The sequence below is a fragment of the Clostridium sp. TF11-13AC genome (assembly GCF_003481065.1).
GTDB classification, from domain to species: domain Bacteria; phylum Bacillota; class Clostridia; order Lachnospirales; family Lachnospiraceae; genus Otoolea; species Otoolea fessa.
In genome coordinates this window covers 335060-352610 of the sequence record NZ_QUKJ01000003.1, presented here as the reverse complement: position 1 = coordinate 352610, position 17551 = coordinate 335060, and the positions used below count along the sequence as shown (strand labels likewise).

The following is a 17551-nucleotide window of genomic DNA, read 5'->3' as shown; positions in this document are numbered from 1 at the left end:
AGGTTGTGGGGTAACTGTTCAGTAGGTCTGCGCATTTACTGCGCGTGACTGTGAAGGTACTGAACAGTTACGTTTTGGGAAGATAAATAGATACGATAGAAACTCTGCCGGATGCGGTCAAATGTACCGGCGGATTTTGGGAAGGAAGAGCTGAAATGGCAGAGAGTAAGAGAGATTACTATGAGGTCTTAGGCGTCCCGAAGGATGCGGACGATGCGACACTCAAAAAAGCATACAGAACCCTGGCCAAAAAGTATCATCCGGATGCAAATCCGGGCGATCAGGCGGCAGCCGATAAATTTAAGGAGGCATCGGAGGCCTACAGCGTACTGAGTGATCCGGAGAAGAGACGTCAGTATGATCAGTTCGGCCATGCGGCTTTTGACGGCGGTGCAGGCGGCGCTGGCGGATTCGGTGGTTTTGATTTCAACGGCGGCGATATGGGAGACATTTTCGGAGATATCTTCGGAGATATTTTTGGCGGCGGACGCAGCCGCGGCGGCAGAAGCAACGGACCGATGCGCGGCGCGGATGTGCGTACCAGTGTGCGGATTACTTTTGAAGAAGCGATCTTCGGCTGTGAAAAAGAGCTGGAGTTAAACTTAAAGGAAACCTGTGAGAAATGCCATGGAACGGGTGCAAAACCGGGAACCCAGCCGCAGACCTGTCCGAAATGTAACGGTAAAGGCAAGATCATGTACACGCAGCAGTCGTTCTTTGGTCAGATTCAGAATGTACAGACCTGTCCGGATTGCAACGGAACCGGAAAGATCATCAAGGATAAATGCCCGGATTGCTACGGAACCGGCTATGTAGCGAAGAGAAAGAAGATCAAAGTGACGATCCCGGCAGGTATTGACAACGGTCAGATGCTGCGTGACCGCGGCAATGGCGAACCAGGTACCAACGGCGGTCCGCGCGGAGATCTGCTGGTAGAAGTAGTGGTATCCCAGCACCCGGTCTTCAAGCGCCAGGATACAACAATCTACTCAACCGTGCCGATCTCCTTCGTGAAAGCAGCACTCGGCGGTCCGATCCGCATCAAGACGGTGGACGGCGAGGTAGAGTATGAGGTCAAACCGGGAACCCAGACAGATACGAGAGTCCGTCTGAAAGGAAAAGGTGTTCCGTCCCTGCGTAACCGCAACGTGCGCGGCGACCATTTCGTGACGCTGGTGGTACAGGTTCCGGAGCGCATGACCGAGGCACAGAAGGAAGCGCTTCGCAAGTTTGACGATGCCATGAACGGAATTGCACCGGAGGGCGAGAAACATAAGAAGAAAGGACTGTTCGGAAAGCTGGAGAAATAGAATACGGACAGGACAAAAATAGAAAAGAGCTGTCGGGCTGACATAAAAATGCGGCGCGGCAGCTCTTTGTTTCTGTTTCATAGAAAATTACGTCCCATTACGCGTTCTGTAACAGAATATAGTTACTGTTCACGCATACGTGCCCAGTAACGGAATTTGCCGTGGCTTCGCATTTAAATACGGCAAATTCCTGCTGCCACCACGTTTTCTTACGGCACTTTCGGTTCCAAAAGTGCCTACCCGTGAACAGAAACGTAACAGAATATACCAGAAAATGACAGAGTTTTGTAAGTTGACTTCCGTTTAAAACTTATATACAATAGGACGATGGAGGACCAGCAACACAGATAGCATGGATTTTTGTCAGAAAAATATGCCAAATGATAAAACCATTACTTGAATGGCAGATCCTTCCGGGAATAGGAACCCGTATTGGATTTTTAAAGGGAGAATAGGACGATGACAGATAGAAACGGGAATTTGAATGAAAATTCACGTTCCGGCAGCCGCGAAGATGGGCGGGAGCCGGTGAGACGAAATACGGCGATGAACAGCCGGGAGATTATGCTGGAAGATGAAGATTATCTGGATGAGCCGGATGAGGGCTATTTGGATGATGATTATTTCGACCGGGATATGGAAGAACGGATCCTGAGGGAAGCGGAGCTGGACATGGAAAACATACACCAGCCAGAGCGTCAGGATCAGAACCGGTGGGAAGAGCCGGAACGCCTGCCGGAGAAAGAGCCGGAGGAGACAGCCAGTCGAAAGCGCAGCCGCGCCCGTGGAAATCAGAACGCAGGCACAGGGCGGGAGGCAGCCCATGCGGCGCCGCAGCGGGGACAGGATTCCGGAAAGACGGCATCCTGGACGGAAACTACCCCGGAAAAGGCAGCTCTGAAAGCTGAGCATAGAAAAACAACCGGTAAAAAGACGGCCTGGATCGCTGCCTGCACGGCGGGCATTCTGCTCGTGGCAGCCGGAGGTGTCTATGCGGGAATGTCCCAGAAATATAAGACTCGTTTCTTTCCGAATACGCAGATCAACGGTGTTGACGCGTCCGGAAAGACAGCGGCAGAGGTGCAGGAACTGATTGCGGAAGGTGTGAATGGTTACACACTGACGATCACCGAGAGAAATAATCAGACAGAAACCATTGCCGGAACCGATATCAAGCTGCATGCGGAGTTTGACGGCAGCCTGGAAAAGATGGTAGCGGCGCAGAACCCGTTCACATGGCTGGGGCATGTGAAACAGGAAGAATATACGATCGGAACCATGGTGGCGTATGATGATGCGGCGCTGGAAAGCCAGATCCGGAATTTATCGTGTTTAGACCCGGGGAAAGTGGTAGAACCGGTCAATGCAAAGATTTCAGAGTATGTGTCCGGACAGGGATATTCGATTGAGCCCGAACAGGAAGGAACGGCAGTCGAGGCGGAGAAGCTGACACAGGCGGTAACGGGTGCGATCGAGAATCTGCAGGATCATTTATCGCTGGAGGAAGCAGATGTCTATAAGAAGCCGACGGTATTGAAAGACGATGCATCTCTGGCAGAACAGCTGGATAAGATGAATAAATACGCGAAAATGAGCGTGACATACCAGTTTGGCGATTCGACGGAGACCTTAAATGGAGATCAGATTCATGGGTGGCTGATTGCCAATGCAGACGGAAGTGTTTCGGTAGATTCCTCCAAGGTGTCGGAGTACGTGTCTGAGATGGCGAAAGCACACAATACTTCAAACAAAGCGAAAACATTGAAAACATCGTATGGTTCCACGATTCAGGTAAGCGGCGGAACGTATGGCTGGAAGATCAACCAGGCGGCAGAGACGGAAGCGCTGGCAGCGATTATTGCCTCCGGCGAGAGTACGACGCGTGAGCCGGAGTATTCCCAGAAGGCGGCGAGCCATGGGGCAAATGACTACGGCGACACTTACGTGGAGATCAATCTGACCGGACAGCACCTTTTCTTCTATAAAGAAGGAAAGCTGGTGGTAGAGTCGGATTTCGTATCTGGAAACCTGGCGAAAGGCTGGGGAACCCCGGCAGGCTCGTATCCGCTGGCATATAAGCAGAAAAATGCGGTCCTGAAGGGTGAGAATTACCGGACGCCGGTTAATTACTGGATGCCGTTCAATAATGGTATCGGTATGCATGATGCGAAGTGGAGAAGCAGTTTTGGCGGTACGATTTACAAGACGGGCGGTTCCCACGGCTGTATCAATCTGCCGCCGAGTGTTGCAAAGACGATCTTTGACAATATTTCGGCAGGAACTCCGGTGATCTGTTACAATCTGCCTGGTACGGAGAAGAGTACGACGAGCGGTACGGCAAAACCGGCGGAGACGAAGCCGGCAGAGACCACGGCGCCAGCAGAAACACCAGCTCCGGCAGAGACGCAGGCGCCAGCACCGGCAGAAACACAGGCACCGGGTCCGGCACCGACCACAGCGCCGACGCAGGCGGAGACGAAAGCGCCGGAGACTGCGGCACCGACCCAGGCAGGACCGGGAGGTCCTTCGGGGGATAATGGTGGAAATATTGCAGTGGGACCAGGAGCATAGGAAGAAACGGGAATAAAAATCGAGAAAAAACCTGCATAAAATGATTTACACCGAAAACATATTGTGTTATACTAAATATGTATGAGTCCGCCGGTGCTCAGTTTTTTGACGACTCCGACATAAACTTAGCATACGGTAAGAATAATTATTTTAAGGAGGAAATCACAATGATTTCAAAGGAAAAGAAAGCAGCTATTATCGAACAGTACGGAAGAAAAGCAGGCGATACAGGTTCACCGGAGGTTCAGATCGCAATTCTGACCGCTAGAATCGCTGAGCTTACAGAGCATTTAAAATCCAATCAGAAGGATCATCATTCCCGCCGCGGACTTCTGAAGATGGTAGGACAGAGACGTGGTCTTCTGGATTACTTAAAGAAATCCGATCTGGAAGGATACCGTGCACTGATCGAGAAGTTAGGCATCAGAAAGTAATTAAGATTAAAACGTATAGGGTGGAGCAATCCACCCTAGTTGTTTATGTAGAAGAAAAGTCCGAGACCGCTGCTGTACCCGTAAAGCAGAAAAACATATTTGCGGGCAGAGCAGTAGTTTCGGTATTACTTTTCACAGAAAGGCACTTTTGGAACCGAAAGCGGCGTATGAGAATGTGAAGGTTCTTCTGCAAAACAAGATGAAAGGAGATATGAGATGTACAAGAGTTTTTCGATGGAACTGGCTGGCAGAACTTTAACAGTGGATGTTGGCCGTGTAGCAGCTCAGGCAAATGGTGCTGCATTTATGCATTATGGAGATACAACCGTATTATCAACCGCGACAGCTTCTGACAAGCCGCGTGACGGTATTGATTTCTTCCCGTTAAGCGTTGAGTTTGAGGAGAAGATGTATTCGGTCGGAAAGATTCCGGGCGGATTTAACAAGAGAGAGGGAAAGGCATCTGAGAACGCAGTTCTGACTGCACGTGTTATCGACCGTCCGATGCGTCCGCTGTTCCCGAAGGATTACCGCAACGATGTTACCTTAAATAACCTCGTATTATCCGTTGACCAGGACTGCAGCCCGGAGTATACCGCAATGTTAGGTTCTGCAATCGCAACCTGCATTTCCGATATCCCGTTTGATGGTCCGTGTGCGACCACCCAGATCGGCATGATCGACGGCGAGTTTATCGTAAACCCGACCAACGCACAGAAGAAAGTATCTGATATGGCTCTGACCGTTGCTTCCACCCGCGAGAAGGTTATCATGATCGAGGCTGGCGCAAAGGAAGTTCCGGAGAACATCATGATCGATGCGATCTTCAAGGCACACGAAGTAAACCAGGAGATCATCAAATTCATCGACACCATCGTAGCAGAGTGCGGCAAGCCGAAACATTCCTACGAGAGCTGTGCAGTTCCGGAAGAGCTGTTTGCAGCGATTCGTGAGCTGGTTCCGCAGGAAGAGATGGAAGAGGCTGTATTTACAGACGAGAAACAGAAGAGAGAAGAGAATATCCGCGCAATCACCGAGCGCCTGGAAGAGGCATTTGCTGATAACGAGGAGTGGCTGGCTGTTCTGGGTGAGGCTGTATATCAGTACCAGAAGAAGACTGTCCGCAAGATGATCCTCAAAGATCACAAGCGTCCGGATGGCCGCGGTATCACCGAGATCCGTCCGCTGGCAGCAGAGATCGACATTCTGCCGCGTGTACACGGTTCCGGTATGTTCACCCGTGGACAGACACAGATTTTAAATATCTGTACACTGGCTCCGCTGTCCGAGGCACAGAAGATCGACGGACTGGATGAGAACGAGACATCCAAGAGATATATGCACCATTACAACTTCCCGTCCTACTCCGTAGGCGAAACCAAACCGTCCAGAGGACCGGGACGCCGTGAGATCGGTCATGGTGCGTTGGCGGAGCGTGCGCTTGTGCCGGTACTTCCGACTGCGGAAGAGTTCCCGTATGCAATCCGTACCGTATCTGAGACGATGGAATCCAATGGTTCTACCTCCCAGGCAAGTATCTGTGCATCCACTCTGTCCCTGATGGCAGCAGGTGTACCGATCAAAGCTCCGGTAGCTGGTATTTCCTGCGGTCTGGTAACAGGCGACACCGATGATGATTACATCGTTCTGACCGATATCCAGGGTCTGGAAGACTTCTTCGGCGATATGGACTTCAAGGTAGGCGGCACTCACAAGGGTATTACTTCCATCCAGATGGATATCAAGATCCACGGTCTGACCCGCCCGATCATCGAGGAGGCAATCGCTAAGACGAGAGAGGCAAGACTCTACATTCTGGATGAAGTTATGGCGCCGGTTATCTCCGAGCCGAGAAAGACCGTCAGCCAGTATGCTCCGAAGATCGTTCAGATCTCCATCGATCCGCAGAAGATCGGCGATGTAGTCGGCAAACAGGGCAAGGTAATCAACAAGATCATCGAGCAGACCGGCGTTAAGATCGATATCGAGGATGACGGAAGCGTATCTGTATGCGGCACCGATCAGGCAATGATCGACAAGGCAGTTTCCATCATCAAGGGCATCGTGACCGACATCGAGCCGGGTCAGATTCTGACAGGTACCGTTGTCCGTATCATGAATTTTGGTGCATTCGTAGAGCTGGCTCCGAACAAAGATGGTATGGTTCATATTTCCAAGCTTTCGGACAAGCGCGTAGCGAAGGTAGAGGATGTTGTCAACATCGGCGATGAAGTTACTGTAAAGGTAATCGAGGTCGATAAGATGGGTCGTATCAACCTGAGCATGAAACCAGGCGATCTGGCTGAAAATAAATAATAAATAGATTGCAAATGCACACGATGTGCTGCAATCATCCATCATAAAATCAATGTGCCTGCATCACTGCGGCGCAGACCAGATAAAGTAAGGAATGCTGCAAGGCAGAGAAGCGGTTCGCTTCTGCTTTGCGGTGTTCCTTTTTACTTTACAAAGAGGAAAAATATGTTAGAGGTAACAGGGATAGAAAAACGGTACCGCGGAAGGACGATCCTAAAAGATGTCTCTTTTCGGGCAAATCCAGGGGAATGCATCGGGATTGTCGGCGGAAATGGATGTGGCAAGACGACGCTGCTCTCGATCATCGCGGGGATCCGCAAGCCGGATCGGGGGAGTATTCGGATTGACGGGCAGGAGGCGCTTGGAAGACATCGTCTATTAGAAGAAAAAATCGCCTATGTGCCTCAGGAAAATCCATTGATCCCGGAGCTGACGGCATTTGATAATTACCGTCTCTGGTTCCGGGGAAAACGGCGGGAGATGGAGCGGGATCTGGAATGCGGCGTCGGTCATGTGCTGGGTGTGGACCGATTCTTGAAAACGCAGGCGGGACGGCTTTCAGGCGGAGAGAAAAAGAGGCTGAGCATCGCGGCGGCACTCTCCGGACGCGCGGATATCCTGATTCTCGATGAACCGGGGGCAGCGCTTGACCTGGAGGCAAAGGAGCAGATCCTGACTTATATCAGGAGCTATGTGAAAGCAGGGGGGACAGTTCTTTTGACGTCCCATGAGATGGGAGAGATAGGGGCGTGTACAACCCTGTATGTATTAAAGGGCGGTGTGCTGGTTCCGACGGAGGCAGGGCTTTCGGCGCGGGAGCTGATACAGAGGTTTTAAGGTTACTGGGCACGTATGCGTGAACAGTAACGTTTTAAGAGTGAGAAAACAGGAGGAGGTACAAGGTGAAAGAGGGAAACAACACAAACAACACAAACAATGCAAACAATACAAACATGTCAAACAATTCAACCCCGCTAAACCCGGCAGAGGCAGCGGCGCAGGCGCTTACGGCCGCATCTGACACAGCGGATGGAACCAGTGCAGGCGGATCCGCTGGTGCTGGCGGCGGAATCGGTGGAAATGCTGCAGACGGCAGTGACGGTGGCAGAACGGGCGGAAATGGTTCTGGCAGGAAGAAATGGCTCATTTCAGTCGGAGCAGCCGCAGCGGTGGTCGTGGTCGGCGGCGGTGTGATGCTCAGCCATCAGGCAGACCCGAAGGACACAGTGATCGATGCGTTCAAGAGCATCACGGCGGAAGGGCAGTTAAATCCGTCTGAGGAGATCTTTGGGACGAAAGAGCTGGAAAAACTTTTACAGAAGGGATCCGCGCAGACGGGGATGGAATTAAGCATGACAGGTATTTCCGATGAATCCCTGAACCAGATGAGCGGTGCGGGCATCGGTCTGGATGTGAAGCGCGATGTGGACAGCGGACGGCAGCTGCTAAATCTTTCCTTGCAGTATGGCGGCGGAGAATTGGCGGACGCACAGCTTTACATGGATGATACACAGATCATGGCGGCGATTCCGGCACTTTCCAGCCGCATGTTTACCCTTGACTATGTCAATGATCTGGAAGGACAGCTCATTAATTCTCCGTATGCGGCGCAGAAGCTCGAAGAGCAGGGGATTGATATTGAGGGGCTGGCAAATTATCTGGGACAGTACAAGGCGGCGCTTTCGGACGAGGAGCCGATGATGGATCTGAAAGCACTCTGGAACCGCTACAAAGAGGGAAGTAAGGCGATTGATGACCTCAAAACGGCTATGACCGTCACTAAGAATGACAAAAAAGAGTTTACGATCGACGGACAGAGCGAGAACTGCCGCGGTTACCATGTGACTTTGCCGAAGGATGCGCTGATTCGCTTTGCAAAGACGACGAGAGAATTTTTCCTGAATGATGAGACACTCAAACAGGATGTGGTGCGCTATCTGGAACTGGCAGGCGACGCAAGCAGCATCTATGCAGCGGACGGGGACGGAGAGAGCGTGGATCCGGAGGAACAGCAGAAGGAACTCTGGGCGCAGGCGGAAGCGGTGCTGGACAATCTGGTAGAGGGAATGGAAAATACCATCGGGGATGTGACGATGGATGTCTATGTGAGAAAAGATGGCAAAATGGCTGGATTTTCCTATGAGACGGATGCAACGGTTGAGGAAGAAAATGTCCGTTTTTACGGCGATGTTTCCTTTGGCGGCGGTTACAACATGCTGTCGAATGTGAATGGGGCGTTAAATATTGAGGATTCGGACGGTCAGATTATCACGGTTTCCCTGGATAAAACAGGCGCTTACGAGGCTGGAAAGAGCTGGAGTGGTCAGGTAATTGCGACCCTGCAAGGCGACGAAGAGAAATACCAGTTTATCCTGGATGGCGACTATCAGATCGCGGACGGCAGCTATGAGGTAAAGCTGGATCTGCAGAGTAATGGTGCGTCTCAGGCGTCGCTCACGGCGAATGGCGCGGTCAGCGAGCTTTCGAAGGGCGAGAGCGTCCATATCGATATGGATTCCCTGCGTCTGGAAACTACATTGTTAAATGGAAGCAGTTCTTATGTTGAATTTGCCGGTTCCTATTATGTCAACCCGCTGGAGGATGAGATCGCGCAGCCGGACGGCGTTCCATTTGATGTGCTGGCTTCCTCCGAGGAGGATTATAACCAGGTCACAACGGAGATAACAGGCAACCTGTTCGCAATTCTCCTGAAAGTCATGTCATAGGCGGCGGAAAATGCGAACATATATGATATATCTGCTGCTGACCGGAAAGCGCCTGCTCCGCCAGCTGCCGTGTTTTTTTGCAGGGCTGGCGGTGATGGTGCTGCTCGTCGGCATGGCGGCATTTTCGGCGTCTAAGGTTTTATATGGGGAAACATCTTTAAAGAAAATTGAGGTGGGCGTGGTGCTTCCGGAGGACGATGCGCTTTCGGAAAAGATAACCAAAATGATTGCCTCGCTGGACAGCGTGGAAAGTCTCTGCGGCTTTTCGTATCTGGAACACGATGAAGCGTTCCAAAAGATGAAAAGCGGGGAGCTTCAAGCGGTTTTCGAGGTGCCGTCCGGCATGGCGCGCGGCATTTTGGACGGTACGAACCAGCCAGCCACGATCTGGTTTCCGGATGAGAGCGGGCTGGAAGGCGCCGTTTTCCGGGAACTGGCAGAGTCGGGCAGTTCGATGCTTGGCACTTCGCAGGCGGCGATCTACGCGGCAAATGAATGTTTAAATATCCAGGGAGTGCCGGAACAGATTTCGGTGTCTGAACAGGATTTGAACCGTATCTTTTTAAAATATGCGATGAACCGCGAGGCACTTTTCCGGAAGAAAACGGTCAGCGCTGCAGGGAATGTATCGACGGCGGTCTTTTATGGAATTTCGGGGATTGTATTTCTGATGATTCTTACCGGAATCCCGGCAGCACCGTTTCTGGCTCCCCAGACGGAAGCGCTGGAACAGGGGCTTCGGCGCATCGGGATCCGGCGGTGGTATCCGCTTTTCTGCAAATGCTTGTGCATGACGCTTCTTCTGATGGCAGTCACGGCGGGCGGCTATGGCTGGGCGGTGCAGAAGGGATATGCGCTGGCGGGGCGGGAAGAACTGGCGGCGTGGGGGCTGACCTGCGCGGCAGTTTCGGCGTGGATTCTGCTGTTTTATGAGGTGTGCAGAAGTTCGGCAGCGGCGATTTTGACGTTGTTTGCGGTCAATGTGGTATTTCTCTTTCTGGCGGGCGGCATCATCCCGTCCGTCTTTCTGCCGGAACTGGTTCAGAAAGTCGGAAATATGACGGTGACGGCGCTCTGGATGGATGGAATCCGCTTTATCGCTTCGGGCGAGGAGACAGGGGCGTTTCCGGTGCTGTGGAAACTGGCTGCGGCGGCATTGGCATGCTTTGCACTGGCGCTTGCCGCCGGAAAAAGGAGGGATTGACGGATGCGGAAGCTGGCGTGGTGGTTCTGTATGTTTGGAATGACGCTGCGGCGGGCTCTTTACCGCCCGGTGTTCCTCCTGTTTCTTCTGATCTTTCCATTGGGAATGGGCGTGCTCCATCAGGTGGAAAAACGGGATTCCGGGCGGATCGCGGTGGCGCTCTGTCCGGGAACGGATGCGTGGAATCAGGCGCTTGCAGAAAGACTGGAATCGGAAGAGAGCAGTTCATTTTTCTTTTATCCGTGCGGGACGGAGGAAGAGGCAAAGAAGGCGGTTATGACCGGACGGGCGGAGTGCGCCTACCTGTTTCCAGAGAGATTAAAAGAACGGCTGGACGAGGGGCGTTATACCCGTGCGGTCCGCGTGCTGGTGTCGCCATCCACAGTGGCAGAGAAAATTATATCAGAAAAGATATTTTCTGAACTGTTCGAGGTGTACGGGCGGAAACTGCTGGCAGACTATGGGAAAAATGGAGCGGCATTCCAGACGGTGATGGCGCGCTGCCAGACGACGGAGGCGCGGGAAAAGGCGTGCGGCATGCTGCTGGAACTCTATGAAAAATACCGCAGCAACGGAAGCACCTTTACCTTTGATTATCAGACCTTACAGGGAGGAACGGCACTGCAGACAGGGGCGATGAAGGTGGTCTTTCCGGTGCGCGGGCTGACTGCGGTATTCCTTTTTATTATGGGGCTGGCGGCAGCTGTCATGGCGGGCGAGGATGCAGAGCGCGGGCTTTATGCGGCGGTCCGGAGCCGAGAGCGGTGGCTGCTGCAGACGGCGGAGATCGCGGCGTTTGTATTTTTAGCATCCATTTCGGCCTATGCGGCACTTCTGGCGTCGGGAAATGGGGCAGAGCCGCTTTTAGAGGCGGGAAAGCTGCTTTTTTATCTAGTTTTCGTGACTATATATGCCTTTGGATGCCTGGCAGTCTGCCGGAAGCCGGGATTTCTGGCGGCGCTGATTCCGGTGTTTATCCTTGCGAGCCTCCTGCTCTGTCCGATCTTTTTTGACGCTTCGCTCTTTTTGCCGGGAGCCGCGGGTGTGCGAAAGCTGCTGCCGCCGTGGTGGTATCTGAGCGGCATTTTCGGTTCCCAAAGTGTCTACCCGTGAACAATTACTTTTTAATAACGTTTTTTTGGATAACTTCGATAAAAAGATTGCTATTTTTTCATTCAATTATTATAATAAAAAGAGACATCCGGTATCGAGCATCAATCTGCCGGATGTTTTCATGCGAGAAAATCAGGAGAGGAGTGAACACAATGGAAAGCCGGAGTCATAAGGCGGAATCAGACGGCAGCTACCCAGAACCGAAGGCAGCGTACACATGCATTTGCAGGAATGACAGCTGCAAACAGCGGATTCCTTGTGTACACTGCCGCATCTGTGGATAAGTTTCCGGCATTCTGCCTGTGTGCAGGAGCAGGAAGGGAGCAGCCTGTCCGATTTCCAAAATGACAATATTTTGGAAGGAGACGGGAATGTTAGAAGAAGAGAAGAAAGAAGAGCTGCTGGCTCTGCTGTCCGGGAAGAAGTACCGGGAGCTGAAAAGCCAGCTGGTTGAGATGAATGAGGTGGATATTGCCTCATTTATCGAAGAATTGGATTCAGAAAAGACGGTCGTTGTATTCCGTATGCTGCCGAAAGAGCTGGCATCGGAGGTATTTGCCTGTCTGGAAGTCGAACAGCAGCAGCACATCATTACCAGTATTACGGATAATGAGCTGCGTGCCATCATTGATGACCTGTATGTCGATGATGCGGTCGATATGCTGGAGGAGCTGCCGGCGACGATCGTGCGGCGCGTACTTCAGAACTCCAGCCCGGATACGAGAAAACTGATCAACCAGTTCCTCAATTACCCGGAAAACAGCGCCGGAAGCGTCATGACGGCGGAGTACGTGGGACTCAAGAAAAATATGACGGTGGAGCAGGCATTTGATTATATCCGGAAATATGGCGTGGACAAGGAGACGATTTACACCTGCTACGTCATGGATGAAAAACGCCGCTTAGAGGGCGTTGTGACGGTCAAGGATCTTCTGATGAATGATTATGCGGCGCTCATGGGCGATATCATGGATCCGCATGTGATCAAGGCGTATACGACGGAAGACCAGGAAAAGGTTGTGGAGACGTTCAATGAGTACAACCTCTTGAGTTTACCGGTTGTGGACGGCGAAGACCGTCTGGTCGGCATCATCACGGTCGATGATGTCATGGATGTCATGGAGCAGGAGGCGACGGAGGACTTCGAGAAGATGGCGGCGATGCTGCCGAGTGAGAAGCCGTACCTGAAGACGGGCGTGTTCCAGCTTGCGAGAAATCGTATTCCGTGGCTGATGATCCTGATGTTGAGCAGTATGGTGACCGGCGGTATTTTGTTAAAATATGAGAATGCCTTTTCGGTAATTCCGCTTTTGGTTACGTTTATTCCGATGCTGATGGATACGGGCGGAAACTCCGGCAGCCAGGCGAGCACGATGATCATCCGTGGTATGGCGGTCGGCGAGGTAGAACCGGCGGATATTCTGAAAGTTATGTGGAAAGAAATCCGCGTGGGAATGCTCTGTGGACTTTCTCTGGCGCTTGTCAATTTCGTGCGTCTGATGATCCAGTATCCGGGGCAGGTACTCATCTGCCTGACGGTAGTTATCAGCCTGTTCTGCACGGTTATCATCGCGAAGACGATCGGATGTGTGCTTCCGATTGCGGCGAAGACGATCCATCTCGACCCGGCGATCATGGCGTCGCCGATGATCACAACGATCGTGGATGCGTGCAGCCTGATGATTTATTTCCAGCTGGCTTGCCATTTGCTGAATATGAAGGCGTGATATAAATTACCTGCCTGCTGGCCCATGTTTTCGTATGGTCAGCGCAGTAAATGCGCAGACTTACGGAACAGTTACTTTATTTTATAATTCCAATATTTTAATTATTTCTAGGAAAGGAAAAACTGTTTGGAACATAAGCTTCCAGACAGCCGTGTGAAAAGTATGACAAAGATCAGAACCAGATACGCACCGAGCCCGACAGGCAAAATGCATGTAGGAAACTTAAGAACTGCATTATACGCATACCTGATTGCAAAACATGAGGGCGGCGATTTTATCCTGCGAATCGAGGATACCGATCAGGAGCGTTTCGTTGAAGGCGCGACCGAGATCATTTACAATACGATGCGCGATACCGGACTGAAGCATGACGAAGGTCCGGACATCGGAGGTCCGGTTGGCCCGTATGTACAGAGCGACCGTCAGAAACAGGGCATCTACATGGAATATGCTAAGAAGCTGATCGATAAAGGCGAAGCTTATTACTGTTTCTGCGATCAGGAACGCTTAAACAGCTTAAAGAGAGAAGTAAACGGCGAAGAGATTATGACCTATGATAAGCACTGCCTGCACCTTTCCAAGGAAGAGGTAGAGGCAAACTTAAAGGCAGGAAAGCCGTTTGTCATCCGTCAGAACAACCCGACCGAGGGAAAGACTACCTTCCACGATGAGATTTACGGGGATATTTCCGTAGATAACTCCGAGCTGGACGATATGGTTTTAATCAAATCGGATGGATTCCCGACCTACAACTTCGCAAATGTGGTGGACGATCATTTACAGCAGATCACCCATGTAGTCCGCGGTAACGAGTACCTGTCTTCTTCTCCGAAGTACAACCGTCTGTACGACGCATTCGGATGGGAGGTTCCGGTTTATGTGCACTGCCCGACCATCACGAACGAGGAGCACAAGAAGCTGAGCAAGCGAAGCGGTCATTCTTCCTATCAGGATCTGATCGATCAGGGCTTCATTTCCGAGGCAGTTGTCAACTTCGTTGCCCTGCTTGGCTGGTCACCGGAAAATAATCAGGAGATTTTCTCCTTAGACGAGCTGGTAAAAGAGTTCAACTACAAGAATATCAGTAAATCTCCGGCGGTTTTCGATATGGTAAAACTGAAATGGATGAACGGCGAGTACATCAAGGCGATGGATTTTGATAAGTTCTATGAGATGGCAGAGCCGTACATCAAGAAAGTAATCACTAAGGATCTGGATCTGAAGAAGATTGCGGCGATGGTTAAGACGAGAATCGAGATTTTCCCGGATATCGAGGGACACATCGATTTCTTTGAAACACTGCCGGAGTATGAGCCGCAGATGTATGTTCACAAGAAGATGAAGACCAATCTGGAGACATCCTTAAAGGTATTAAAAGATGTTCTGCCGATTCTGGAAGCACAGGAAGATTACTCCAATGACGCCCTGTACGCGGCGCTGTCCGGGTATGTATCCAAAGAGGGCGTTAAGACCGGCTTTGTAATGTGGCCGATCCGTACCGCTGTATCCGGCAAGCAGATGACGCCGGCAGGCGCGACCGAGATCATGGAAGTGATTGGCAAGGAGGAGTCCATCCGCCGTATCAAGAAGGGGATTGAGCTTCTGGAGGCACAGCAGTAGGCTGTCGTAACCGTCGATGTTCGACTTGAAGCAAGTTTGGCTTCGCAGATTAAATCAGTAGGTAGTAAATAAACAACTGCTTTTTCATGTATCGTAGATGCATGAAAAGCAGTGAAAAGGTGCGCTTTGTGAGAAATACATTCCAAGGCGCACTTTTCTTACATTTGTACTTGACAGATTTGCTTCAGATGCGCGGCAGAAGGATGTCTTGCACGTCAAAATGCGAATTTCGAAGCAAATATGCCGAGATATTCTTGAATTGTGGAGTAAGGAAACAGGAAATGGCATTCAGTAAAGCACAGACACAGGCAATCATGCATAAAGATGGTCCCATGATGGTTCTGGCGGGACCGGGATCAGGGAAAACAACGGTGATCACCCATCGGGTCCAGTATCTGACGAAGGAGTACGGAATCGATCCGGGGGATATTCTTGTGATTACCTTTACCCGGGCAGCAGCCGAGGAGATGCGGGAGCGGTATGAAGCATTGACCGGCGGCGGCTCCAGAGTCACCTTTGGCACGTTTCATTCGATCTTTTTTAGGATCTTAAAGCTGGCATACCGATATACCGCTGACAATATTGTCCGGGAAGAGCAGCAGATGCAGTTTGTCCGGGAGCTGGCTCAGGCCGGAGGTCTGGAGCCGGAGGATGAAAATGAGTTTGCAGCCTCCATTTTAAGTGAGATAAGCTCTGTCAAGGGAGAGAGGATTGCACTGGAACATTACTATTCCAAAAACTGTCCGGATGCAGTTTTCCGTCAGCTCTATGCAGGCTATGAAGAGAAAATGCGACGGGCCGGACTCATCGATTTCGATGACATGATGGTGCTATGTCTGGAACTTTTTACGGAAAGAAAAGATATCCTGTCTGCCTGGCAGAGGAGGTATCGGTACATCCTGATCGATGAGTTTCAGGACATCAACCGGCTTCAATATGAGATCGTGCGGATGTTAGCCAAGCCGGAAGATAATCTTTTTATCGTGGGCGATGATGACCAGTCGATTTACCGGTTCCGGGGAGCCAAACCGGAGATTATGCTGGGATTTGAGCGGGATTATCCGGGTGCCGGACGGATTCTTCTGGATGTGAATTACCGAAGCACCGAGGAGATCGTGGCACCGGCTCTGCGCTTGATCGGGGAAAATCAGAAACGTTTTTCGAAGGCCATCCATACAGCGGGACGGCATGGAAAAAATGTGATTACGAAGCTCTGGCAGGATCCGGGGGAAGAAAATCTGGCCATTGCCAGGGAGATACAGCTGTATCTGCAGTCGGGAGTGCGGCCGGGGGATATCGCAGTTTTATACCGGACCAATGCTGGTCCTCGTTTTCTGATGGAAAAGCTGATGGAATACAACCTTCCCTTCCGGACACGGGATACGGTGCCGAACCTCTATGAACACTGGATTTCGCGAAATATCCTGACCTATATCCGGATCGCCCTGGGAAGCCGGGCGCGGGAAGATATTTTGCAGGTCATCAACCGTCCGAAGCGTTATATCAGCCGGGATGCGATGCCGGATGAGACGGTTTCGTTCGAGAAGATGAAGGCATTCTATGCGGAGAAAGACTGGATTGCCGAGCGGATCGAGAGTTTGGAAGGGGATCTGCGGGCCATCGCCCGGATGTCACCTCTGGCAGCCGTCAATTATATCCGCCAGGGCATGGGATACGATGAATATCTGATCGAGTATGCGGCATTCCGGCGGATGCGGCCGGAGGAACTTTTAGAGACTGCCGATGAGTTAAAAGAAAGTGCGGCGGGTTTCAAGACCTTTGACGAGTGGTTTGCACACATCGAGGCATACAAGGAGGAACTGCTCCGGCAGGCGGCGCAGCGGCGGACGGAGACGGATGCGATCACGCTCGCGACGATGCACAGTGCCAAGGGGCTGGAATTTCCCATTGTCTATATTCTCGATGCCAATGAAGGTATCACGCCGCACAGCCGCGCGATGCTGGACGAGGATATGGAGGAAGAACGACGTCTGTTCTATGTGGCAATGACGCGTGCAAAGACCCGGCTGCATGTATATGCGGTGCGGGAGAGGTACCATAAAAAGGCGGAAGTATCGCGGTTTGTGTGGGAGTATCTGGGGCGGGAGTCGTAGAGAAAAATTCGGAAAACGGGAGAATAATAAGATTTACAAATGGCAGAAAAATAGCTATACTATCGTCAGTCAGAGATGCACTCTGGCATATGTTTATCGTGAAGCATAACGTAAGGTGAAAAAGAAAATAGGTAGGAGGCGGTTGTACGCCGATTTTGTTTGCAATTATATTTTTAGTAGTCGTTTTTAAAGTGGTCGGTCTGCTTTTAAGTGTCTGCGGAAGACTCCTTGGAGCTGTTCTGAGTCTGGCTGGATTTATCATTTCACTGGCAGTTGGAACACTGGTGTTTGGACTGTCGGCGGCATTTTCGGTGGTGCTTTTGGGAATTGCCGGAGTTTGGCTGATAGCAAAATTGGTATTGTAAAAAATTACTATGCAGAAGAAAGATGGAAAAAGTCAACGGCAGCTGGGATGA

At 51.3% G+C, this 17551-nt stretch carries 12 protein-coding genes; all 12 read left to right on the top strand.

The genetic code is table 11. The annotated features are described in order from the left end of the window. Positions 1 to 155 precede the first annotated feature (155 nt). The 12 genes from dnaJ to DXD12_RS08890 all read left to right on the top strand — a co-directional run bounded on the left by dnaJ (position 156) and on the right by DXD12_RS08890 (position 17500). The gene (dnaJ, locus tag DXD12_RS08945; protein ID WP_118467196.1) at positions 156 to 1310 is read left to right on the top strand and encodes a molecular chaperone DnaJ; all 1155 of its coding nucleotides are present in this window, start codon (positions 156 to 158) and stop codon (positions 1308 to 1310) included. A gap of 459 nt (positions 1311 to 1769) precedes the next feature. After that, on the top strand, positions 1770 to 3881 hold the full coding sequence (locus DXD12_RS08940; protein WP_243105366.1) for a L,D-transpeptidase family protein: 2112 nt from the start codon (positions 1770 to 1772) through the stop codon (positions 3879 to 3881). 167 nt (positions 3882 to 4048) lie between these two features. Then, complete coding sequence (rpsO, locus tag DXD12_RS08935) at positions 4049 to 4315, top strand: 30S ribosomal protein S15 (RefSeq protein ID WP_022358577.1); 267 nt, start codon at positions 4049 to 4051, stop codon at positions 4313 to 4315. A gap of 216 nt (positions 4316 to 4531) precedes the next feature. Next, positions 4532 to 6631, top strand: a complete 2100-nt coding sequence (locus DXD12_RS08930) for a polyribonucleotide nucleotidyltransferase (RefSeq protein ID WP_107001095.1) — start codon at positions 4532 to 4534, stop codon at positions 6629 to 6631. Positions 6632 to 6796: 165 nt separating this feature from the next. Next, positions 6797 to 7468, top strand: a complete 672-nt coding sequence (locus DXD12_RS08925) for an ABC transporter ATP-binding protein (protein ID WP_118638120.1) — start codon at positions 6797 to 6799, stop codon at positions 7466 to 7468. 65 nt (positions 7469 to 7533) lie between these two features. Next, on the top strand, positions 7534 to 9357 hold the full coding sequence (locus tag DXD12_RS08920) for a zinc ribbon domain-containing protein (RefSeq protein WP_118638118.1): 1824 nt from the start codon (positions 7534 to 7536) through the stop codon (positions 9355 to 9357). Between the two features lie 10 nt (positions 9358 to 9367). Then, a complete protein-coding gene (locus tag DXD12_RS08915) occupies positions 9368 to 10561 on the top strand; it encodes an ABC transporter permease (RefSeq protein WP_118638116.1) in 1194 nt (397 codons plus the stop codon). A gap of 3 nt (positions 10562 to 10564) precedes the next feature. Further along, positions 10565 to 11674: a hypothetical protein gene (locus DXD12_RS08910; protein WP_118638114.1), complete on the top strand. Its 1110-nt coding sequence runs from the start codon at positions 10565 to 10567 to the stop codon at positions 11672 to 11674. Positions 11675 to 12045: 371 nt separating this feature from the next. Then, positions 12046 to 13401, top strand: coding sequence for a magnesium transporter (gene mgtE / locus DXD12_RS08905; protein WP_118467208.1), 1356 nt, complete (start codon positions 12046 to 12048; stop codon positions 13399 to 13401). A 162-nt stretch (positions 13402 to 13563) separates the two neighbouring features. Further along, a complete protein-coding gene (gene gltX, locus DXD12_RS08900) occupies positions 13564 to 15021 on the top strand; it encodes a glutamate--tRNA ligase (RefSeq protein ID WP_118638260.1) in 1458 nt (485 codons plus the stop codon). A 281-nt stretch (positions 15022 to 15302) separates the two neighbouring features. Further along, on the top strand, positions 15303 to 17135 hold the full coding sequence (locus DXD12_RS08895) for an ATP-dependent helicase (protein WP_118629451.1): 1833 nt from the start codon (positions 15303 to 15305) through the stop codon (positions 17133 to 17135). A 155-nt stretch (positions 17136 to 17290) separates the two neighbouring features. Beyond that, entirely contained in the window at positions 17291 to 17500 is a 210-nt protein-coding gene (locus DXD12_RS08890) for a hypothetical protein (RefSeq protein WP_118467212.1), read from the top strand. Positions 17501 to 17551 lie beyond the last annotated feature (51 nt).

Bases quoted from the DNA above. Each gene is read 5' to 3' on its own strand.
- dnaJ (WP_118467196.1), top strand. From the start codon at position 156: ATGGCAGAGAGTAAGAGAGATTACTATGAGGTCTTAGGCGTCCCGAAG.
- DXD12_RS08940 (WP_243105366.1), top strand. From the start codon at position 1,770: ATGACAGATAGAAACGGGAATTTGAATGAAAATTCACGTTCCGGCAGC.
- rpsO (WP_022358577.1), top strand. From the start codon at position 4,049: ATGATTTCAAAGGAAAAGAAAGCAGCTATTATCGAACAGTACGGAAGA.
- DXD12_RS08930 (WP_107001095.1), top strand. From the start codon at position 4,532: ATGTACAAGAGTTTTTCGATGGAACTGGCTGGCAGAACTTTAACAGTG.
- DXD12_RS08925 (WP_118638120.1), top strand. From the start codon at position 6,797: ATGTTAGAGGTAACAGGGATAGAAAAACGGTACCGCGGAAGGACGATC.
- DXD12_RS08915 (WP_118638116.1), top strand. From the start codon at position 9,368: ATGCGAACATATATGATATATCTGCTGCTGACCGGAAAGCGCCTGCTC.
- DXD12_RS08910 (WP_118638114.1), top strand. From the start codon at position 10,565: ATGCGGAAGCTGGCGTGGTGGTTCTGTATGTTTGGAATGACGCTGCGG.
- mgtE (WP_118467208.1), top strand. From the start codon at position 12,046: ATGTTAGAAGAAGAGAAGAAAGAAGAGCTGCTGGCTCTGCTGTCCGGG.
- gltX (WP_118638260.1), top strand. From the start codon at position 13,564: ATGACAAAGATCAGAACCAGATACGCACCGAGCCCGACAGGCAAAATG.
- DXD12_RS08895 (WP_118629451.1), top strand. From the start codon at position 15,303: ATGGCATTCAGTAAAGCACAGACACAGGCAATCATGCATAAAGATGGT.